A 21,836-nucleotide genomic window follows, 5' to 3' on the forward strand; every position below is an offset into this window, starting at 1 on the left:
ATGAACAGGGAAAAATTTTTACAGGCGAGCACTCGTGTAGCCCAACCAGTTATTATTGACTTTAAGGGAAATAAATATCCTAATGTAGATCAAAAAGCTGTAGCAGAGCTTTCTTTTGAGGAAGAAACAATTGAAATTACCCTCTTTTCTAAGTCTTGTGACCAGGAAAAAATTAGCAAGGAGGAGATTTTTATCTGGACCTATGCTGATATTGAGAGGGTTAAATTCTTTAATCTTGTTGAAAATTTTGAAGAAACGAATGAAGGCACTGAACTTTCAGAAGCTTTGGGACTTAAGCTTTTATTCAAAAGTGGTGTCACTTACCTTCTTTCATGTAAGGACGCAAACATTAGGCCAGAGCTTAGTGAGTTCTTACCAAGGCGTGGGGTTGAGGTAGCAAGTGATTTAGCTTGATTTAGCATAAAATAAAACATCCAAAACCAGATTATTCATAATACTTTGGTTTTGGATGTTTTTATGTGCAAAAATTATTTCCTTCTGCCTGGTCTATGACCGTGTAAGGCTTCCTCTTTTTTTAGGAGATCTCGGATTTCGGTAAGTAGTTCAATTTGAGGGTCAACCGTAGGAGCTGCTGTAGTATCTTCCTCTTCTTTTTTGCCAGCTGATAGGGTAGCATTAACTATTTTTACTAAAATAAAGACTACAAAGGCTGTTATTAAGAATGTTATTACGCTATTAATAAAGGCACCAATCCCAAAGGTGGCTCCTCCCACCTTGAAAGTTAAGCTATCAAAAGCACTTTTACTTGGTAGAAAGATTCCTAAAAGGGGAGTAATTAGGTTAGTAGTAAGTGAGCTCACTATGGCAGTGAAGGCTCCCCCGATGATTACCCCAACGGCTAAATCTAAAACATTTCCCTTCATAATAAAGTCTTTAAATTCTTTTGCAAAAGATTTAAACATTTCATATCCTCCATCTTATTCTAAAATAATATCAATAATTAATAATAACATATTAAGATAAATAAAACATGGACTAGGGATTTAAACAGGAGTCAAGTATGTTTTTTGATTTACAAATATTAGCTACAAGTAGTGAAAATGCTACTATAGTTTGTTCTATTTTTATTTTTAAAAATAAAAAACTCTTTAATATTGTCTGGGATTAGGTTATACTATAGAATGAGCTATTGTATAATAAAGATAAGGAAATAGGGGATGAAGAGTACTTTTGGAAAAATTTTACTGATTGTAATTATCGCTGTAATGACAGTGTTTATCTGCTTTTTTGGTCTCAAATCGAAGGCTGAAAAGATGGAAAATCAAAAGGTTAAATATGCTCAACTAGCTGTGGAAAAGGATATTAAAGCTGTTGATAATATAATAAGTGACCTTAACAAATTTTATTTTGATTCATCACATGATACATTAGTTAGTGATGTAAATGCAGATAAATTAAAAGAAATTGCGGATCGTTTGGGCTCGATTAAAGTCTCAGTTGATGACTTTAAGGTTAAGGCAGCGGACTTACCAAAAGAGGCCAAGGAGCTTACTGACAAGAAGGAAAAGGCTTCAACAATTTTAAAGGATATTCAACAGAAGATTGATAATCAAACTGCAATAAATAATTTATTAACAAATCCTATAACAAATTGGCAGGAAGCAAGTGATGATTTAGTAATTAAAAGTGATACAGATAAAACAAAATTAGATAGCTTGAAGACTAAATTAGCAGGAACTAAAGGTAAGTGGCAGGAAGTTGCCGCGGGTTACTTGGCTAAGATTGAAGATCAAGTTAATTTGTCAGACACGATTGAAGGCATCATCAGTAAATCCTTAAGTGATGACGAGATAACATCCTATGTAAATGTAGAAACCTATGATCTTCTAGCTGAAAAAATTAAAGAAGTAAAAAATAAAGAGCTTCAAGATAAGTACTCAGAAAAAGCCCAAGAAATTTTAAGGCAATTAAACGAAAAAAATGCCCAAATTGAAAGGGAGAGGCTAGCTGATTCTGAGGAAGATGAGAGTGATACAGCAGCTTCTGGGGCTAATAACTCATTAGGAGGTAACTCAGCTTATAATCCTAATGCTGGAAATCAGAGGCCACCTGCCTCAACTCCTCCATCGAATGGAAACAATATTGTTGTAACTCCACCTGCCAGCTCAGGAACTGATGGATCGTCAGGAGGAGTAGTGGTTGACCCAATCCCAACTCCGCCGTCTGATAATAATGGCAGCTCAACTCCCGTAAATGGAGGAGATAATGGGGCAAATACAAATCAGCCGGATGCTCCAGTGGATTCAAATGATACATCCCACTAATTGATGGTTGAATCGACAAGCAAAAATTTTATATGTTAGTAATTTGAGTTTTAAACTCATAGTTTAAAAAATTATAAGTAAGAAAAGGAACGTGGTGTTTTGGAGGAAAAAGTAAACGTACATGATATCTTTGAGATATTAAAGAAGCATTTGTCATTAATTATTATTACAGGACTTATGGGCTTGGGACTTGCTGCCTTTGTCACCTTCTTTGTGGTGACTCCTAAGTACAGCTCACAGTCTCAGTTGATTGTAACCCTGCCGCAAGCTGATAAAACAACAAATGCTAACGATGTGAATGGGAATTTACAGATGATTAATACCTATAAAACTCTAGTAACAGGGGATTTAGTAATTAATCAGGTTAAAGAAAAATTATCATCAGATTACGGTCTTTCTATGACTTCTGAAGAGCTTAGAAGGAGTATCTCTGTTAATCAGACACAAAACTCACTTATGTTCTCAATCAGTGCAAAAACTGATAATCCTATAAGTTCTGAACATATTGCCAATACAACTGCTCAAGTCTTTAAGGAAAATGTTAAAGACGTAATGAATGTAGATAAAATCTCAATTATTTCAAAGGCTGAAGCAAATCTAAATCCTGTTTCTCCAAGTCCTAAAAAGAATCTTGCAATCGGAGCCCTTGTTGGTCTATTTGTAGGTGTAGGTCTATCCTTCATCCTGGAGCAACTTGATAGGACTGTAAAAGATTCTAGGTTCATAACTGATAGTTTGGGTCTTACAATCTTAGGTACAGTACCACAAATGACTGCTAAGGAGTTAAGTGCTACTTATAAGGGGAAAAAGCCAGTTAAGGAAGAGCGTTTTGAAAGAACTACAAATGATTCGGCAGCTGCTGATGATCAAAGCAAGAGACGTCGTCGTTCAAGAGTATAGGGGAGTTTGTAATGGCTAAAAAAGATAGAAAAAAACAAAAAACACAGGGAGTTAGCTTAATAACTCTGATGGATAAATCGTCACCGATTTCGGAACAATACCGTACAATTCGGACAAACATCCAATTTGCATCAACTGTTAACAATGAAATTAAAACAATCGTTATGACCTCATCAGGACCTAGTGAAGGTAAATCGACCTCATCAGCCAACCTGGCGGTTGTTTTCGCAAATTCAGGTCAAAAAGTTCTTTTGATTGATGCCGATATGCGTAAGCCAACAGTTGCTAAAACTTTTATGCTTCCAAATGTAGGCGGTCTAAGTACAACCCTTACCACTTCTCAAGGGGCCATGGATGTTGTTCAAGATAGTGGAATCCCTAATCTATCAATTATGACGAGTGGACCAAAACCACCAAACCCATCTGAACTTTTAGGATCAGTCAGGATGAATGAAATCCTTCAAGAGGTAAGAGAAAACTTTGATTTCGTTATTTTTGATATGCCACCAGTAGTGGCAGTTACTGATGCACAAATCATGTCATCAAAAGTTGATGGTACTCTTATGGTTGTCAGAGAGGGTATCTCAAGAAAGGACACCCTATTTAAGGCTAAAAACTTACTTCAAATGGTAAATGCCAATGTCTTAGGAGTAATCTATAATGGTGCCAAGAATACTGCTGACCAAGGATACTATTATTACGGGGCTTAGTAGCTCAGGGGGGAGAAATTATGATTGACTTACACTGTCATATTTTACCTGGAGTAGATGATGGGGCTCAAACAATTGAAGACAGCATGGATATGGCTAACAAGGCTGTAAGCCAAGGTATTACCCATATCCTCTGTACTCCCCACCATAATAATGGTAAGTATGATAATAAAGCATCAAAGGTAATTCCAAGGGTCTTAGCCCTTCAAGAAGAGCTTGATAAAAGAGATATTCCACTAACGGTCCTAGAGGGACAAGAAGTCAGAATAACAGGTAGTTTGATTGAGGATATTGTCCGGGATGAAATTTTATTTACTGACCTAGACAACAAGTATATCCTTATCGAATTTCCAACCATCGATGTTCCAAGCTATTCGGAGCAAATTTTTGTTGACCTGATATCAAGGGGTCACACACCTGTAATTGTCCATCCTGAACGGAATGCGGTCTTTAGAGAAGATCCAAATAAATTGATTGATTTTCTTGATATGGGAGTATTAGCTCAACTTACGGCACCTAGCTATGTTGGGGTATTTGGTAAATCAATCCAAAAAACTGCAAAACTTATGGTCAAACATAATATGGTTCAAATGGTAGCTTCAGACGCCCACAATTTAAAGCACCGAAATTTTTATTTAAAAGAAGCCTATCAGGCGATAGAAAAAGATTTTGGTAAGAAAAAAGTTGAATACATGAAGCAGGTAGCAAAAGATCTTTTAAACGGAGATCCTGTAAGTAGACCTGAGTATTCAGAAATCAGAAAGAAAAAATTTGGTTTATTTTAGGAAGATGGGTGAGTTTTTATGAATGAAGATAAGCGTATAGCGAGTAATGATAAAGGAAAAGTAGCAGGTACAGGAGAACAAATTTGGATCAAGGCAAGAGAGCTTGATTCAAAGGAATCTTATAATCTTTTTAAAAGATTAGCAGATATTATTCTAAGCTCCTTTGGTCTACTTGTAGCCAGCCCTATCATTTTAATTGTGGCTATATCGATGAAGATAGAAGATTTTAATGGTCCTATTTTCTTTTCCCAAACTAGGGTTGGAAAAGATGAGGAAGAGTTTAAAATGTTCAAAATAAGGTCAATGTGTGTTGATGCTGAGAAAAAATTGGAAGATTTACTTCATAAGAATGAGGTTGATGGGGCCATGTTTAAGATGAAAGATGACCCACGAATCACTAAGATTGGTAAATTCATCCGTAAGACCAGTATTGACGAACTTCCACAGCTTTGGAATGTTTTAAAGGGCGACATGTCCCTAGTTGGGCCTAGACCTCCTCTACCAAGGGAGGTAGCTACTTACAGTGACTACGATAAACAGAGGCTCTTGGTTAAGCCAGGATGTACCGGTTGGTGGCAGGTAAACGAGCGTAATAGTACAGGTTTTGAAGGCATGCTTGATCGAGACTTGGAGTATATTCAAAGACGCTCGTTAGGCTTTGACCTTCTCATCATCGGGAAAACATTTTTGGTTATTCTTAAACCAAACGAAGGAATGTAAGGAAATATTTAGGAAGTATAATGAAAAATATTTATATAATCGGATCAAAGGGAATTCCTGCCAAATACGGTGGCTTTGAAACCTTTGTGGACAAACTTGTCCAAAATCAAAAGAGTGATCAAATTAAGTATCATGTTGCTTGTACCAGAGAAAATAGCCTTAAATCTAACATCACAGAGGATAACTTTACCTATCACGGGGCAGATTGTTTTAGTATTGATATCCCAAATATTGGGCCTGCAAAGGCCATTTATTATGATGTTGCTGCCTTAAATCACGCTATTAAATTAGCTGAAAAAAATCAGGATACAGATCCTATTTTCTATATCCTAGCTTGTAGGATTGGGCCCTTCATTGGAAGCTTCAAGAAGAAGATTGAAAAGATAGGTGGAAAGCTTTTCATCAATCCTGACGGTCATGAGTGGATGAGGGCCAAGTGGAGTTATCCAGTTAGAAGATACTGGAAGCTATCTGAAAAACTAATGGTCAAGCATGCAGATCTTTTAATCTGTGATAGTAAAAATATTGAAAAATATATTTTAGAAGACTACAAGGCTTATCACCCAAAAACAACTTACATTGCTTATGGGACTGATGTTGATAAGAGTAAGTTTGACTCAAACTCTAAAGACGTTATTGACTGGTTCAGCCAAAAAGATGTGACACCAGATAACTATTATTTGGTAGTGGGTCGTTTTGTTCCAGAAAACAACTATGAGACAATGATTCGTGAGTTCATGAAGTCTGATAGCAAAAAGGACTTTGTGCTGATTACAAATGTCGAAGAGAACAAGTTTTTCGATAAATTAAAGCAGGAGACTGGCTTTGATAAGGATTCAAGAATTAAGTTTGTTGGTACTGTTTATAATCAGGAGCTTCTAAAGTATATTAGGGAAAATGCCTTTGCTTACATTCATGGACATGAGGTTGGTGGAACTAACCCATCTCTTTTAGAGGCCCTTGCGTCAACCAAGCTAAATCTTCTACTAAATGTTGGATTTAACAGGGAGGTTGGAGAAGATGGTGCCCTTTACTGGGATAAGGACAACCTTAATCTTCTGATTAATGACCTTGAAAAAAATGTGACAGATTATTCTGGCCTAGAAGCTATCTCTAAAAAGACAATCGCAGATAGATTTTCATGGGACGGGATTGTTAGCAAGTATGAAGATTTATTTTTAAAAAATTAATAGGAATAATTTGTTTAAATAACATTATGATTTTATAATCAATAATTTTTATAAGCCGGATATGGGAGGAATTATTTCATCAGTAGCACAAATAGATAGGAGTTAGGCAGTTGTATTCATCAATTGTTTTGTGAGTATTTTATGAATTATCAAGAGACGCAATCGGATGGCAGACTATATTTTGATCAAACGACAGTTTTTATTATAGGATATGTTATTTGGTTATTTTCTTTTCTTATAGTAAAGACTGAGTTACTAAATATTTTTATTTTTATAGATAATTTTTCAAAACTTAGGTATTTAGGTTTAGGTATAATTGTTTTATCAACATTTATGAATGATAGGTTATATATTTACAAATATCTAACTTTATTTCCCATAGTTGCATTTTACATGGCTAATAATTATTTCAGAGCTGGGGAGACATATTTCTTGGATGTATCCATTCTTATATTGTTTTCAGTCAATTTGGATTTAAAGAAATTTTTAAAATATCACTTGTTATTTTTTACGATTTTTCATGTAGCAATAATTATGATGTCTTTAGTGGGTATTTTACCTGACATAGTTACTTACCGGGATAATGATATTAGGCACCAGTTAGGTTTTCAGTGGTCAACTTTTTCGGTTCAGGGACTACTTTATATCATCGCGGGTCTCATGGTTTATTTTAGGGAAAAAATTAGTTTCTGGGTCATAATTCTACTAGAAATAATCAATATATACTTATACAAGATGACTAGTACGAGAAGTCCGTTTATAATTATAACCCTGTTCCTTTTACTATATCTTGTTGTCAAATATTTTAAGATAGATTTAACGAAGATAAAATTATATAAGTTATTATTTCTTTTAGCCATTCCTATTTTGACTTTTTCTATTTATTACTTCAGTAAAAATGCGTTGGCATATCCAACGCTGGATAAATTATCATCGAATAGACTTTGGTTGGGATATAAGGCCTTAAGTAATTATAATATAAAACTTTTTGGTCAGAGGACATCTCTTGTACCGATACAAAATGTAGTTGGGGCCGAATATACCTTTGTAGATAGTAGTTATCTACAGTATCTTCTAAAGTTTGGAATAGTATCGTATATTTTATTTTTTAGTTCACTTTTTATTTTGCAGGTAAAGAGTTTGGTATGCAGAAATAGTTATTTTAGCATGGCTATATTACTAATTTTAGTTAACGGTTTACTAGATCCACAAGTACTAGATCCTTTTTATAATTTTTTAATTATATTTATGGGACATATGATAGGTAAAAATTCATCAATTTTTGGAGTTGAAGAAGAAAATTATGGAATTGATAAGAACCTGCTAGCAAGATAGGTAGTAAAACATTGATCGTCATATTTTTGTTTTTTAATCTTCTTCATCGTACACAATATACAGTAAAGGAATTGGTATCAATTCCTTTACTGTATATACATGATTAAACCGTTCCGAATAAGTTTAGAGTAATTATCAAAATATGTTTATATTGAAAGGTAAAAATGAAAAGTAAAAGAAATATTAATCTGGATATTATTAAGATAATTGCTACTGTGCAAGTTATCTGTTTACATAACAGTTCCAATGCCTTTATAATTGATAAGAATCATTGGCTCCAAAATAATAATGTAATTATTAATCAACTTTTATATTATTCAGGCACTATCGCAGTCCCTTTATTTTTTATGGTTAATGGTTATTTAATTTTAAACAGGGGAACTATTGACAGATACTACATTAGTAAAAAAATTATCTCAATTCTAAATGTGGTTGTCTTTTGGAATTTAATTGTTTTTGTAGCTAATCTGTTCAAGGGAAATATTAAAAATCCTATCAAATTAGTAATAGGTAGTTTGATTCAACGAGGATACTTATACCAATTTTGGTTTATGGGTAGTTTGATAATTATTAGTTTATTAGCTATTTTTCTGAATAGGATGCTAAAGAATCATGAAGAAAAGTATCTTATTTTATTAATATCTTTATTTGTTATATCAACGATAGTTGATATATATTCAAGATTTGTCCTGGTCTATCCCATGCAGTCTTATGTAATACAAACTTTCAGGTTATGGACTTGGTTGTTCTATTATATGTTGGGAGGACTAATAGGCAAGAAGAAAAAAAATATACAAAATTTTAGTTACCTGAATAATGGAATTTTATTGTCAATATTTACAGTTATCGTTATTTTTCTTGAGCCTATGATGGCCGTTCAAATAAAAATTCCATATGCAGAATATAATTATGACAATATATTGATTATTGTATGGAGTACTTGGTTCTTCTGTTATTTATTAAATAAACCCCTTAAAATTTCTAATAAATTTAATAATTTGATAATTAGTCTAAGTTCCGTTTCTATGGGAGTATATATAATTCATCCTACTATAATAAAAGTTCTTGGAAAATTGTTTAACACAAGCTTGCCTTTGAACAATATAATTTCCTTGCTTCTAACTATCTTCGTATCGTTTGCTACTGCATATGTTATATCTAAAATACCGTATGTTAATAGAAGTATTAGAATGTAAAAGGGTACTGTATGAAATTAATAAAAAACTACCTTTATAATATAGGTTATCAAATATTTATTCTTATAATTCCTCTGGTTACAGTTCCCTACATTGCACGTGTTTTGGGGGCTGAAGGGGTCGGGATTAATGCCTTTACCAATTCAATCATCCAGTACTTCATTTTATTTGGGAGTATTGGGGTTAACCTCTATGGAAATAGGACCATTGCCTATAATCGGGACAACAAGGAAAAGCTAAGCCAAAGTTTCTGGGAGATTACCTTCCTGCGTTTTATCTGCATCTTTGTAAGTTATGTCTGCTTTTTGATCTTTTTAGGTCTGGTATCAAACTTTAAGGTTTATTATTTCTACCAGTCTCTTTTAATCATTGCTGCAGCCTTTGACATCTCATGGTTCTTTATGGGAATTGAAGACTTTAAAAAGACCGTTTTAAGGAATATCTTAGTTAAACTCTTATCACTGGCTGCTATTTTTGCCTTTGTCAGAACAAGTCATGATACAGCTGCATATATTTTAATCTTGAGTTTATCTACTTTACTTGGTAATTTGACCCTTTGGCCCTATATTCGGAAGATGGTTTATCCGCCGAACTTTAAGGAGATGAATTTGAGGGTTCATTTGAGCCCTTCGATAAGTCTTTTTATCCCTCAAATTGCTACCCAGGTTTATTTGGTATTAAACAAAACCATGTTGGGCCTTGTTACAGGGGTTGAAAGTTCAGGCTACTATGAGAATACAGACAAGATTGTAAAAATTGTTCTGGCTGTTGTCACTGCTACAGGGACAGTTATGCTGCCACGGGTCGCAAATACCTTCGCCAGGGGTCAAAAAGATGAGGTCAAAAGATACTTATATACCTCCTTTGATTTTGTAAGTGCTATCTGCTTTCCCATGTCTCTTGGCCTTGCAGCCATCGCACCCAAGTTCTCAATCTGGTTTTTAACGGAAGATTTTGCCATTGTTGGAAAACTGCTACCGATTCTGAGCCTAATTGTCATCTTTATTGGTTGGAGTAATGTCTTAGGTACCCAGTATCTCTTACCAACCAACCAAACCAAGTATTTTACAATTTCAGTTGTTTCAGGAGCTTTTGTTAATTTACTACTAAATTTCATCATGATTAATTTGTGGGGAGTTTATGGAGCTGTGGTAGCAACTGTCTTATCTGAGATTATAGTAACCTTAGTTCAGCTTTATTATGTCAGATATACCCTTAACATTGCTTATCTATTCAAGGGTACTTGGAAGTATGTATTGGCATCTACTGCCATGATGTTTATGGTTCGTTTTATGAATGATATCATGCCAGGTAAGGCCTTCTACTTTATGATTCAAGTTTTCCTAGGGATTGTGATTTATGTCCTTCTGGTTGTAATTTTAAGGGCACCGATAATCCAAGAAGCTAAAAAAATGCTCAAAAAAATTTAAGGCAAGTAAACCGTCTACCCCAGCTGTAGGCGGTTTTTATATTTGAAAAATTTATATAAAAAGTTTATACTTACTGGAAAATTTAAGAAAATAGATGAGTTATTTCGTGAAATGAAAGGAAACAATGAAAAATTACCTTAAATATATCCTGGCCCTCCTTGTATCCATTGGTCTATCTTACCTCCTAATTCAGCATTTAGCCTATCCAACTTTAGCTGAATATCCACGCCTGGCAAGGATTATGGCCCGTTTTATCTACACCAAGCAAGTCCTGATTCTTATGACTAGCCTACTCATCTGGGTTTTATATATCCAGTGGGAGCTTAAAAAATTATTTGTTGTCTACATCTATATGGCAGCAACAGTCTATGTCTTCCTTTTATTTGTTGTCTTATTTACCAAGGCCGAACATTATCATGCCCTGTCTCTTGATCCCTTTGATTTTCTTAGAAATGTGACAGTAAAGGACTTGAGAGAGGCCTTGTTGAATTTGATTTACTTTATTCCCCTGGGGATAATCTATGGTTTTCATGCAAGGCCAAAAGAGTTTGTCTTTATCTCTCTTCTGACCCTTCTTGGAGTAGAAACCATCCAGTATCTTTTTTATCTTGGAACCTTTGGACTAAGCGATATCCTACTTAATTTTATGGGTTGTTCAATCGGCTACCTTATATTTGTTAAAAATAAAAATAAATTTACTATCATTTAGTTATGTATTATCATTTAACAAACATTGAATTATCATTAACATGTATGGTAAAATTGGGGAGGAAATTAACTAAGAATAGATTGTTTTGAGGAGTTTTTAATGGAGTTCAATACGAAGAATTACGATTATCTAATCGTTGGTGCAGGTCCTTATGGATCAATTTTTGCCCATGAAGCAGCACAGAGAGGGAAACGAAGCTTAATAATAGAGCGTCGTCCACATGTTGGTGGGAACATGTATACCTATAAGGATGAAGGTATTAATGTCCACGAGTACGGAGCACATATCTTCCATACCGACAACAAGGATGTCTGGGACTATGTAAATAGATTTACTAATTTTAATGGTTACATTAACCAAGTTGTAGCGAATTACAAGGACAAACTTTACAATCTTCCTTTCAATATGAACACCTTCTACCAGATGTGGGGCGTTAAGACTCCAGCAGAGGCTAAGGCAAAGATTGAGGAGCAGAAAAAAGAAGCAGGCATCATAGGAACACCAAAAAACCTTGAAGAACAAGCTATTTCTTTAATCGGTACCGATATTTATGAAAAATTAATTAAAGGCTACACTGAAAAACAATGGGGTCGTCTAGCAACTGAATTGCCGAGTTTTATTATTAGAAGGCTTCCAGTACGTTATATCTTTGACAACAACTATTTCAACCACCGTTACCAGGGAGTTCCAGTGGATGGATATACTGCAATTTTTGATAAGATGCTTGATTCAGACTTGATTGATGTTCAAACAGATACAGATTTCTTTGAAAATAAGGAAGCTTACTTAAAAGAGTTCCCTCGTATTGTTTATACAGGAATGATTGATCAATTCTTTGACTACAAACATGGGGAATTAGAGTACAGATCAGTTCGTTTTGAATCTGAAAAATTTGCGACTGACAACCAACAAGGAAATGCCGTAATTAACTATACAGAGCGTGAGGTTCCCTATACTCGTGTGATGGAATGGCGCCATTTTGACCAAAAGGGTAATGATGATGTAACCATCCTTACAAAAGAATATCCGCAAGATTGGGATCGTTCTAAGGAAGCCTACTATCCAGTAAATGACTTAAAAAACAGTGAAATCTTCAAAAAATACCGTAAAGAGGCCGATAAACTTGATAATGTAATCATGGGTGGACGTTTAGGTAACTATCAATACTATGACATGGATCAAGTATTCAATGCTGCTCTTAAAGAAGTAGAAAGAGAATTTGGTAAATAAGATGACAGTTTTAGTTTTAGGTGGAGCTGGCTACATTGGAAGCCACGCCGTTGACCAATTATTAGCAAAAGGTTATGAAGTAGCTGTTGTTGATAACCTATCAACAGGGCATATTAAATCCCTTCCAAAAGCTGTTCCCTTCTATAAAGGGGATATCAGGGATAAGGATTTCATGCGCGGGGTATTTAAAGAGGTTGCTAATATAGAAGGAATCATGCATTTTTGTGCCTCTTCTCTTGTGGGAGAGTCTATGGAAAATCCCCTTAAATACTTTGATAACAATACTTACGGGGCAATAGCTCTTCTTGAGGTTATGCAGGAATTTGATATCAGACATATCGTCTTTTCAAGTACAGCTGCAACCTTTGGAAAAGTTGAGACCATGCCTATATCGGAAGAAACTATGACTCTTCCGATTAATCCTTACGGACAAAGTAAGCTTATGATGGAGCAAATCATGAAGTGGCAAAGTGAGGCTACTGGCATGACTTATGTGGCACTAAGATACTTTAACGTAGCTGGGGCTAAAAGTGATGGCTCAATAGGTGAAGCACATACCTGCGAGACCCACCTAATTCCTCTTTTAATGCAAGTAGCCTTAGGAAAAAGAGAAAATATCCAAATTTATGGTAATGACTACAATACACCAGATGGAACAAATGTGCGTGATTATGTTCAAGTTGAAGATTTAATTGATGCTCATATCAAGGCCCTGGAATATTTAAAAGCAGGTGGTAAACCTCAGGTATTCAATCTTGGTAGCCAAAAGGGATTCTCTAATCTTGAGATTCTTGAAGCTGCTAGAAGGGTTACTGGTCATGCAATTCCAGCAGTTTTAGCTGACCGTAGACCAGGAGATCCAGACAGCTTATATACCTCAAGCCAAAAAGCTAAAGATATTTTAGGATGGTCACCATCTTATGAGAAGATTGATGATATCGTTCAAACGGCCTGGACTTGGCACAAAAAACATCCGAATGGATATGAAGATTAAAAAACAGGTGGTAATTTACCACCTGTTTTTTTAAATTGCAAAAAAATCAAGAAAACTAGTTGACAGCCCTTGCAAACTTTGATAGAATAATAACACTGTCAAGGACAGGTCAATTTGTGATTTAAGACTTTGAAAAAAGTTCAAAAACATATTGACAGAAAATCCAACAGATGGTAAACTAACAAAGTTGCTTAAGGGCAACACTTAGTTGGATAACTTGGTTAAACAACTAAGAAAAAAGTTAAAAAAGTAGTTGACAAAGACATTAAGTCATAGTAAACTATAAAAGTTGTCTGAGGGCAACAGTTCAAAACAAGCTTGAAAAAAACTTTAAAAAAGTGGTTGACAAGTAAAACAAGTTTTGATAAACTAATGAAGTTGTCTCGAAGGAGACAGCGATAGACCTTTGAAAACTGAACAAAGCAAAACGAACCAAATGTGCAGGGTGAATGTTTAGACATTCAACTGTCAATTTTGACAATAAATAAAGCAACAAAAGCGAGCTAGTGACTATTAATAGTCTGCTCATAATTTATATGAGAGTTTGATCCTGGCTCAGGACGAACGCTGGCGGCGTGCCTAATACATGCAAGTTGAGCGCTGAAATCTGGTACTTGTACTAGATGGATGAGCAGCGAACGGGTGAGTAACGCGTGGGTAACCTGCCTTATAGAGGGGGATAACTACTGGAAACGGTAGCTAATACCGCATAACACTTAGTATCACATGATACAGAGTTGAAAGTGCCAAATGGTACACTATGAGATGGACCCGCGTTGTATTAGCTAGTTGGTGAGGTAAAGGCTCACCAAGGCGATGATACATAGCCGACCTGAGAGGGTGATCGGCCACACTGGGACTGAGACACGGCCCAGACTCCTACGGGAGGCAGCAGTAGGGAATCTTCGGCAATGGACGAAAGTCTGACCGAGCAACGCCGCGTGAGTGAAAAAGGTTTTCGGATCGTAAAACTCTGTTGTAAGAGAAGAACACCAGAAAGAGTGGAAAGCTTTCTGGCTGACGGTATCTTACCAGAAAGCCACGGCTAACTACGTGCCAGCAGCCGCGGTAATACGTAGGTGGCAAGCGTTGTCCGGATTTATTGGGCGTAAAGCGAGCGCAGGCGGTTCATTAAGTCTGATGTAAAAGGCAGTGGCTCAACCATTGTAAGCATTGGAAACTGGTGAACTTGAGTGCAGTAGAGGAGAGTGGAATTCCATGTGTAGCGGTGAAATGCGTAGATATATGGAGGAACACCGGAGGCGAAAGCGGCTCTCTGGACTGTAACTGACGCTGAGGCTCGAAAGCGTGGGGAGCAAACAGGATTAGATACCCTGGTAGTCCACGCCGTAAACGATGAGTGCTAGATGTTCGGGGGTATCCACCCCTGAGTGTCGCAGCTAACGCATTAAGCACTCCGCCTGGGGAGTACGACCGCAAGGTTGAAACTCAAAGGAATTGACGGGGGCCCGCACAAGCGGTGGAGCATGTGGTTTAATTCGAAGCAACGCGAAGAACCTTACCAGGTCTTGACATACGAGTGCTATCCCTAGAGATAGGGAGTTCCTTTGGGACACTCGATACAGGTGGTGCATGGTTGTCGTCAGCTCGTGTCGTGAGATGTTGGGTTAAGTCCCGCAACGAGCGCAACCCCTATTGTTAGTTGCCATCATTAAGTTGGGCACTCTAGCGAGACTGCCGGTAATAAACCGGAGGAAGGTGGGGATGACGTCAAATCAGCATGCCCCTTATGACCTGGGCTACACACGTGCTACAATGGGAAGTACAACGAGTCGCAAGCCGGTGACGGCAAGCTAATCTCTTAAAGCTTCTCTCAGTTCGGATTGTAGGCTGCAACTCGCCTACATGAAGTCGGAATCGCTAGTAATCGCGGATCAGCACGCCGCGGTGAATACGTTCCCGGGCCTTGTACACACCGCCCGTCACACCACGAGAGTTTGTAACACCCGAAGTCGGTGAGGTAACCGCAAGGAGCCAACCGCCTAAGGTGGGATAGATGATTGGGGTGAAGTCGTAACAAGGTAGCCGTATCGGAAGGTGCGGCTGGATCACCTCCTTTCTAAGGAAAATACGAGGATACCTGCACATTTAGTTTTGCATTGTTTAGTTTTGAGAGGTTTATACCTAAAACAAGATATATATCTTCTCAAAGAAGATTGGGGCCTTAGCTCAGCTGGGAGAGCGCCTGCTTTGCACGCAGGAGGTCAGCGGTTCGATCCCGCTAGGCTCCATAGGTAGTTGAATTACTACCGCATCGATCATTGAAAATTGAATAATTTCTAATATAACAAAGAAATAAACCGAAAATGCTGTGATTTAAAGAGTTTAAAAACGAAGAAATCAAAACTTATAACTGAATTTAATAATTCAAAATTAAAGGTTAAGTTAATAAGGGCGCACGGTGGATGCCTTGGCACTAGGAGCCGAAGAAGGACGTGACTAACTACGATATTTCACGGGGAGCTGTAAGTAAGCGATGATCCGTGAGTTTCCGAATGGGGAACCCAACATCTAATGGATGTTATCCATACATGAATACATAGTGTATGAGAAGGAAGACGCAGTGAACTGAAACATCTAAGTAGCTGCAGGAAGAGAAAGCAAATGCGATTTCCTGAGTAGCGGCGAGCGAAACGGAAGAAGACCAAACCAAGGGACTTGTCCCTTGGGGTTGTAGGACTGCAACGTGGACTTACATTTTATAGAAGAATTACCTGGAAAGGTAAGCCAGAGAGAGTAATAGCCTCGTAATCGAAATAGAATGTATACCTAGCAGTATCCTGAGTACGGCAAGACACGAGGAATCTTGTCGGAATCCGGGAGGACCATCTCCCAAGTCTAAATACTCCCTAGTGACCGATAGTGAACCAGTACCGTGAGGGAAAGGTGAAAAGAACCCCGGAAAGGGAGTGAAATAGCACCTGAAACCGTGTGCCTACAACAAGTTCGAGCCCGTTAATGGGTGAGAGCGTGCCTTTGTAGAATGAACCGGCGAGTTACGTTATGTTGCGAGGTTAAGATGAAGAGTCGGAGCCGTAGCGAAAGCGAGTCTTAATAGGGCGCTTTAGTAACATGATGTAGACCCGAAACCATGTGACCTATCCATGAGCAGGTTGAAGGTGAGGTAAAACTCACTGGAGGACCGAACCAGAGTACGTTGAAAAGTGCTTGGATGACTTGTGGATAGCGGAGAAATTCCAAACGAACTTGGAGATAGCTGGTTCTCTCCGAAATAGCTTTAGGGCTAGCGTCGTAATTTAAATGTCTTGGAGGTAGAGCACTGTTTGGGTGAGGGGTCCATCCCGGATTACCAATCTCAGATAAACTCCGAATGCCAATGACATATGTACGGCAGTCAGACTGCGAGTGCTAAGATCCGTAGTCGAAAGGGAAACAGCCCAGACCACCAGCTAAGGTCCCAAAATATATGTTAAGTGGAAAAGGATGTGGGGTTGCACAGACAACTAGGATGTTAGCTCAGAAGCAGCTACCATTCAAAGAGTGCGTAATAGCTCACTAGTCGAGTGACCCTGCGCCGAAAATGTACCGGGGCTAAACATATTACCGAAGCTGTGGAATTACTTTTTAAGTAATTGGTAGGAGAGCGTTCTATACAGCGCCGAAGCGTATACCGTGAGGAGTGCTGGAGCGTATAGAAGTGAGAATGCCGGTATGAGTAGCGAAAGACAGGTGAGAATCCTGTCCACCGTAAGACTAAGGTTTCCAGGGGAAGGCTCGTCCGCCCTGGGTTAGTCGGGACCTAAGGAGAGGCCGAAAGGCGTATCCGATGGACAACAGGTTGATATTCCTGTACTAGATATTATAGTGATGGAGGGACGCAGTAGGCTAACATGTGCCAGTTAATGGATTCTGGTCTAAGCAGTGAGGTGTAGTATGAGTCAAATGCTTGTACTTCTAACATTGAGCTGTGATGGGGAAGCGACTAAGGTCGCGAAGTATGTGATGTCACACTGCCGAGAAAAGCTTCTAGCGTTTAAATAATATCTACCCGTACCGCAAACCGACACAGGTAGTCGAGGCGAGTAGCCTCAGGTGAGCGAGAGAACTCTCGTTAAGGAACTCGGCAAAATGGCCCCGTAACTTAGGGAGAAGCGGGCGCTGACTTTAAGTCAGCCGCAGTGAATAGGCCCAAGCGACTGTTTATCAAAAACACAGCTCTCTGCTAAATCGTAAGATGATGTATAGGGGGTGACGCCTGCCCGGTGCTGGAAGCGTTAAGAGGAGTGCTTAGCGTAAGCGAAGCGTATGAATTGAAGCCCCAGTAAACGGCGGCCGTAACTATAACGGTCCTAAGGTAGCGAAATTCCTTGTCGGGTAAGTTCCGACCCGCACGAAAGGCGTAACGATTTGGGCACTGTCTCAACGAGAGACTCGGTGAAATTTTAGTACCTGTGAAGATGCAGGTTACCCGCGACAGGACGGAAAGACCCCATGGAGCTTTACTGCAGTTTGATATTGAGTATCTGTACCACATGTACAGGATAGGTAGGAGCCTAAGATTCATGCACGCCAGTGTATGATGAGGCGTTGTTGGGATACTACCCTTGTGTTATGGCTACTCTAACCCGCACCATTAATCATGGTGGGAGACAGTGTCTGACGGGCAGTTTGACTGGGGCGGTCGCCTCCTAAAAGGTAACGGAGGCGCCCAAAGGTTCCCTCAGAATGGTTGGAAATCATTCATAGAGTGTAAAGGTATAAGGGAGCTTGACTGCGAGATCTACAAATCGAGCAGGGACGAAAGTCGGGCTTAGTGATCCGGTGGTTCCGCATGGGAAGGGCCATCGCTCAACGGATAAAAGCTACCCTGGGGATAACAGGCTTATCTCCCCAAGAGTTCACATCGACGGGGAGGTTTGGCACCTCGATGTCGGCTCGTCGCATCCTGGGGCTGTAGTCGGTCCCAAGGGTTGGGCTGTTCGCCCATTAAAGCGGCACGCGAGCTGGGTTCAGAACGTCGTGAGACAGTTCGGTCCCTATCCGTCGCGGGCGTAGGAAATTTGAGAGGATCTGTCCTTAGTACGAGAGGACCGGGATGGACTTACCGCTGGTGTACCAGTTGTTCTGCCAAGAGCATCGCTGGGTAGCTATGTAGGGAAGGGATAAGCGCTGAAAGCATCTAAGTGCGAAGCCCACCTCAAGATGAGATTTCCCACCAATTATTGGTTAAGAGCCCTGAAAGATGATCAGGTAGATAGGCTAGAAGTGGAAGTGTGGTGACACATGTAGCGGACTAGTACTAATCGCTCGAGGACTTATCCTAAAATAAGAGTCAAGCAACATTTGAAGTTGTTTCTAAGTTATATGAAATTATTCAATTTTGAGTGATCGAAGATGGCGTAAGCCAAAAAGATTACAAACAAGTTTGGTGCTTATTGCACGAGAGATACACCTGTTCCCATGTCGAACACAGAAGTTAAGTCTCGTTACGCCGGAAGTAGTTGGGGGTTGCCCCCTGTGAGATATGGTAGGCGCCAAGCGAACTAAAGAAGCCCGAGGGCTTCTTTTTTTGTTTTAAAAGTCTAGGAACCATAAAGGTTTTTTTATTTTAAATATGTTATCATTAGAGTATCTTAAAATTCAGGGGATTATATGAAAGAATTATTATTAATAGATGGAAGCTCAATCGCTTTTCGAGCTTTTTTTGCACTTTACAATCAAATAGATAGGTTTAAATCACCTAGTGGTCTTCATACCAATGCAATATATGCCTTTCATACCATGCTATCAAATGTAATATCAAATGTTAATCCAGATCATATTTTAGTGGCTTTTGATGCAGGTAAGACAACTTTTAGGACTGAGATGTATGCGGATTATAAGGGTGGTCGTGCTAAAACTCCAAGTGAATTCAGAGAACAACTACCTTTTATTAAGGAAATGCTTGAATTTTTGGGTATTAAGCATTATGAACTTGATAATTATGAGGCTGATGATATTATTGGAACCCTTGCCCACCGGGCTGAAATTGAAGGTTTTGAACATATCACTGTTGTAAGTGGTGATAGAGATTTAACCCAGCTAACAACAGATAAAACGACGGTTGAGATTACTGTTAAGGGAGTTGGTGAACTTGAAACCTACACTCCTACTTATCTTATGGATAAATTAGGTCTTACAACCTCTCAGTTTATTGATTTAAAAGCTCTGATGGGTGATAAATCTGACAACATTCCAGGTGTGACTAAAATTGGTGAAAAGACAGGAATTAAGCTTCTTTTAGAGTATGGAAGTCTTGAAGGTATTTATGAAAATATTGATGGAATGAAGCAGTCTAAAATGAAGGAAAATTTGATTAATGATCGTAAGCAAGCTTTCATGTCTAAGGAGTTGGCAACAATTGATCTTGATTCACCAGTTGAAGTATCCTTGACTGAGACTAAGTTTGATGGACCGGCTGATTTAGAAAATTTAATAGCTTTTTATGACCGAATGGGTTTTAAAAAATTTAAGGATGACTTGGAATCTGGCCAAGATTTGGCTTTGAATCATGAAGTAAAAGAAATTGATTTTCAAGTTATTGAAAGTGAAGAGGAGCTTTCAGAAGCGACTTTCAATAAGGATCAGTTCCTTTATCTGGAAATTTTAGGTGAATCCTATCATAAATCGGATGTTATTGCTTTTGCTTGGGGAGATAGGGAAAAAATTTATGTTTCTAAAAATAGCCTTCTGCTGGAATCTGATAAATTTAAAATTCCGCAAAATACCTATGACTTTAAGAAAAATAAGGTTTTATTGTACCGGGCAGATATTGACTATCCCTTAGTTGAATTTGATAGTATGCTTGCTAAATATTTGATTAGTACTACTGAAGACAATAAAATTTCAACCATTGCAAATTTTTATGACTTGGATTTTCTTGCCAGTGATGATGAGGTTTACGGAAAAGGTGCAAAACTTGCCATACCTGAGGATACGGTTCTCTTTGATCACCTGGCACGTAAGTTAAAAGTTTTGGTTGAATCAAAGGATTTATTGGAAAAAGATTTGCTTGAAAACTCGCAGGAGCAACTTTTATCTGAGATTGAACTTCCTCTTTCTAATGTTTTAGCCAAGATGGAGATACGTGGAATTAAGGTTAATCAGGCTACCTTGGATGAAATCGGTAGGGAAAATCAAACCACAATTGATGACTTAACAACAACTATTTATCAATTAGCCGGAGAAGAATTCAATATTAATTCACCCAAGCAGCTTGGGGTAATTCTTTTTGAAAAAATGGGGCTTCCAGTTGTTAAGAAGACTAAGACAGGTTATTCAACTGCTGTTGATGTCCTTGAAACTCTTGCTCCCCAGGCACCAATCGTAAAATATATTCTTCAGTACCGCCAACTGGCAAAAATCCAGTCGACCTATGTTCAGGGTCTTGGTAATGAAATTTCTCCTGATGGTAAAATTCATACCAGATATGTGCAGGACTTGACTCAAACTGGTCGCTTAAGTAGTGTTGAGCCTAATCTGCAAAACATTCCAATTCGTTTGGAAGAGGGAAGAAAAATCAGGAAGGCCTTTGTTCCAGAATGGTCTGACAGTGTTCTGCTATCAAGTGACTACTCTCAAATTGAGCTTAGGGTTTTAGCTCATATTTCTGGCGATGAGCATCTGATTGCGGCCTTTGAACGAGGAGATGACATTCATACCTCAACAGCCCAAAGGGTCTTTGATATTAAAGATCCAAAGGATGTCAGCTCAAATGATCGTCGAAATGCCAAGGCTGTAAACTTTGGTGTAGTCTACGGAATATCTGATTTTGGCCTTTCTCAAAACCTTGGTATTTCAAGGGCTGAAGCTAAAAAATATATTGACACGTATTTTGACCGCTATCCTGGTATTAAAAATTACATGGAAGAGATTGTTCGCTCTGCAAGAGATAAAGGCTATGTTGAGACCCTTTATAAGAGGCGTCGTAAACTACCAGACATTAATGCCCGTAATTTCAATGTCCGTCAGTTTGCTGAAAGAACAGCCATCAATTCACCAATTCAAGGTAGTGCTGCTGATATTTTAAAGGTTGCCATGATAAATCTTGACGAGAAATTAACTTCGGGTAATTTTAAAGCAAGAATGCTTTTACAGGTTCATGATGAGATTGTCCTTGAAGTTCCAAATGAGGAGCTTGGGGAAGTTAAGAAGATTGTTAAAACAACCATGGAAGATGCTATAAAATTAAAGGTTCCATTAATCGCTGATGAAGATAGTGGTAAGACCTGGTATGATGCCAAATAAAAAATAAGCTTGGACTTTGGTCCAGGCTTTTTTATCTTTTTTAGAAAGACGATGTATTTGTAGAAAGAAAATGTGATAGAATTA

General features: G+C 38.1%; 15 protein-coding genes, 1 tRNA gene and 3 rRNA genes. 18 read left to right on the forward strand and 1 reads right to left on the reverse strand.

All coding sequences use genetic code 11. The features are described 5' to 3' along the window. The gene (locus tag OZX68_00460; GenBank protein ID WEV60765.1) at positions 1 to 414 is read left to right on the forward strand and encodes a hypothetical protein; all 414 of its coding nucleotides are present in this window, start codon (positions 1 to 3) and stop codon (positions 412 to 414) included. Between the two features lie 74 nt (positions 415 to 488). Here the strand turns inward: OZX68_00460 and mscL are convergent, their stop codons facing one another. Next, a complete protein-coding gene (gene mscL, locus OZX68_00465; GenBank protein WEV60766.1) occupies positions 489 to 923 on the reverse strand; it encodes a large-conductance mechanosensitive channel protein MscL in 435 nt (144 codons plus the stop codon). 255 nt (positions 924 to 1,178) lie between these two features. Here mscL and OZX68_00470 point away from each other — a divergent pair, with 255 nt between their 5' ends. The 17 genes from OZX68_00470 to polA all read left to right on the forward strand — a co-directional run bounded on the left by OZX68_00470 (position 1,179) and on the right by polA (position 21,752). After that, a complete protein-coding gene (locus OZX68_00470) occupies positions 1,179 to 2,285 on the forward strand; it encodes a hypothetical protein (GenBank protein WEV60767.1) in 1,107 nt (368 codons plus the stop codon). 99 nt (positions 2,286 to 2,384) lie between these two features. Next, positions 2,385 to 3,185 (forward strand): Wzz/FepE/Etk N-terminal domain-containing protein, encoded by an 801-nt coding sequence (locus tag OZX68_00475; protein ID WEV60768.1) that lies wholly within the window; start codon positions 2,385 to 2,387, stop codon positions 3,183 to 3,185. A gap of 11 nt (positions 3,186 to 3,196) precedes the next feature. Further along, positions 3,197 to 3,895, forward strand: coding sequence for a CpsD/CapB family tyrosine-protein kinase (locus tag OZX68_00480; protein WEV60769.1), 699 nt, complete (start codon positions 3,197 to 3,199; stop codon positions 3,893 to 3,895). 20 nt (positions 3,896 to 3,915) lie between these two features. Continuing rightward, positions 3,916 to 4,680 carry a tyrosine protein phosphatase gene (locus OZX68_00485; GenBank protein ID WEV60770.1) on the forward strand — a complete coding sequence of 255 codons (765 nt, stop codon included), beginning with the start codon at positions 3,916 to 3,918 and terminating at the stop codon, positions 4,678 to 4,680. Positions 4,681 to 4,698: 18 nt separating this feature from the next. Then, a complete protein-coding gene (locus OZX68_00490) occupies positions 4,699 to 5,400 on the forward strand; it encodes a sugar transferase (GenBank protein ID WEV60771.1) in 702 nt (233 codons plus the stop codon). A gap of 20 nt (positions 5,401 to 5,420) precedes the next feature. Beyond that, the gene (locus OZX68_00495; protein WEV60772.1) at positions 5,421 to 6,590 is read left to right on the forward strand and encodes a glycosyltransferase family 1 protein; all 1,170 of its coding nucleotides are present in this window, start codon (positions 5,421 to 5,423) and stop codon (positions 6,588 to 6,590) included. 141 nt (positions 6,591 to 6,731) lie between these two features. Next, the gene (locus OZX68_00500) at positions 6,732 to 7,925 is read left to right on the forward strand and encodes a hypothetical protein (protein ID WEV60773.1); all 1,194 of its coding nucleotides are present in this window, start codon (positions 6,732 to 6,734) and stop codon (positions 7,923 to 7,925) included. A gap of 164 nt (positions 7,926 to 8,089) precedes the next feature. Then, positions 8,090 to 9,121, forward strand: a complete 1,032-nt coding sequence (locus OZX68_00505; GenBank protein ID WEV60774.1) for an acyltransferase — start codon at positions 8,090 to 8,092, stop codon at positions 9,119 to 9,121. A gap of 11 nt (positions 9,122 to 9,132) precedes the next feature. Then, positions 9,133 to 10,551, forward strand: a complete 1,419-nt coding sequence (locus tag OZX68_00510; GenBank protein WEV60775.1) for a flippase — start codon at positions 9,133 to 9,135, stop codon at positions 10,549 to 10,551. A 124-nt stretch (positions 10,552 to 10,675) separates the two neighbouring features. After that, a complete protein-coding gene (locus OZX68_00515; protein WEV60776.1) occupies positions 10,676 to 11,260 on the forward strand; it encodes a VanZ family protein in 585 nt (194 codons plus the stop codon). 99 nt (positions 11,261 to 11,359) lie between these two features. Further along, entirely contained in the window at positions 11,360 to 12,490 is a 1,131-nt protein-coding gene (gene glf / locus OZX68_00520; protein WEV60777.1) for a UDP-galactopyranose mutase, read from the forward strand. A gap of 1 nt (position 12,491) precedes the next feature. Continuing rightward, on the forward strand, positions 12,492 to 13,484 hold the full coding sequence (galE, locus tag OZX68_00525; GenBank protein WEV60778.1) for a UDP-glucose 4-epimerase GalE: 993 nt from the start codon (positions 12,492 to 12,494) through the stop codon (positions 13,482 to 13,484). A gap of 532 nt (positions 13,485 to 14,016) precedes the next feature. Then, positions 14,017 to 15,564 (forward strand): 16S ribosomal RNA (locus OZX68_00530). A 99-nt stretch (positions 15,565 to 15,663) separates the two neighbouring features. Further along, positions 15,664 to 15,736: transfer RNA gene (locus tag OZX68_00535), tRNA-Ala, on the forward strand. 147 nt (positions 15,737 to 15,883) lie between these two features. After that, positions 15,884 to 18,789: ribosomal RNA gene (locus OZX68_00540) — 23S ribosomal RNA — on the forward strand. Between the two features lie 101 nt (positions 18,790 to 18,890). Beyond that, positions 18,891 to 19,006: ribosomal RNA gene (gene rrf / locus OZX68_00545) — 5S ribosomal RNA — on the forward strand. Together the 16S, 23S and 5S rRNA genes with 1 tRNA gene alongside form the textbook arrangement of a ribosomal RNA operon. A gap of 112 nt (positions 19,007 to 19,118) precedes the next feature. Further along, complete coding sequence (gene polA / locus OZX68_00550) at positions 19,119 to 21,752, forward strand: DNA polymerase I (GenBank protein WEV60779.1); 2,634 nt, start codon at positions 19,119 to 19,121, stop codon at positions 21,750 to 21,752. Positions 21,753 to 21,836 lie beyond the last annotated feature (84 nt).

Source organism: Streptococcaceae bacterium ESL0729 (genome assembly GCA_029391995.1).
GTDB lineage: Bacteria > Bacillota > Bacilli > Lactobacillales > Streptococcaceae > Floricoccus.

Coding starts and splice junctions, on each gene's coding strand:
- OZX68_00460 (WEV60765.1), top strand. CDS start 1: ATGAACAGGGAAAAATTTTTACAGGCGAGCACTCGTGTAGCCCAACCA.
- mscL (WEV60766.1), bottom strand. CDS start 923: ATGTTTAAATCTTTTGCAAAAGAATTTAAAGACTTTATTATGAAGGGA.
- OZX68_00470 (WEV60767.1), top strand. CDS start 1,179: ATGAAGAGTACTTTTGGAAAAATTTTACTGATTGTAATTATCGCTGTA.
- OZX68_00480 (WEV60769.1), top strand. CDS start 3,197: ATGGCTAAAAAAGATAGAAAAAAACAAAAAACACAGGGAGTTAGCTTA.
- OZX68_00485 (WEV60770.1), top strand. CDS start 3,916: ATGATTGACTTACACTGTCATATTTTACCTGGAGTAGATGATGGGGCT.
- OZX68_00490 (WEV60771.1), top strand. CDS start 4,699: ATGAATGAAGATAAGCGTATAGCGAGTAATGATAAAGGAAAAGTAGCA.
- OZX68_00495 (WEV60772.1), top strand. CDS start 5,421: ATGAAAAATATTTATATAATCGGATCAAAGGGAATTCCTGCCAAATAC.
- OZX68_00500 (WEV60773.1), top strand. CDS start 6,732: ATGAATTATCAAGAGACGCAATCGGATGGCAGACTATATTTTGATCAA.
- OZX68_00505 (WEV60774.1), top strand. CDS start 8,090: ATGAAAAGTAAAAGAAATATTAATCTGGATATTATTAAGATAATTGCT.
- OZX68_00510 (WEV60775.1), top strand. CDS start 9,133: ATGAAATTAATAAAAAACTACCTTTATAATATAGGTTATCAAATATTT.
- OZX68_00515 (WEV60776.1), top strand. CDS start 10,676: ATGAAAAATTACCTTAAATATATCCTGGCCCTCCTTGTATCCATTGGT.
- glf (WEV60777.1), top strand. CDS start 11,360: ATGGAGTTCAATACGAAGAATTACGATTATCTAATCGTTGGTGCAGGT.
- galE (WEV60778.1), top strand. CDS start 12,492: ATGACAGTTTTAGTTTTAGGTGGAGCTGGCTACATTGGAAGCCACGCC.
- polA (WEV60779.1), top strand. CDS start 19,119: ATGAAAGAATTATTATTAATAGATGGAAGCTCAATCGCTTTTCGAGCT.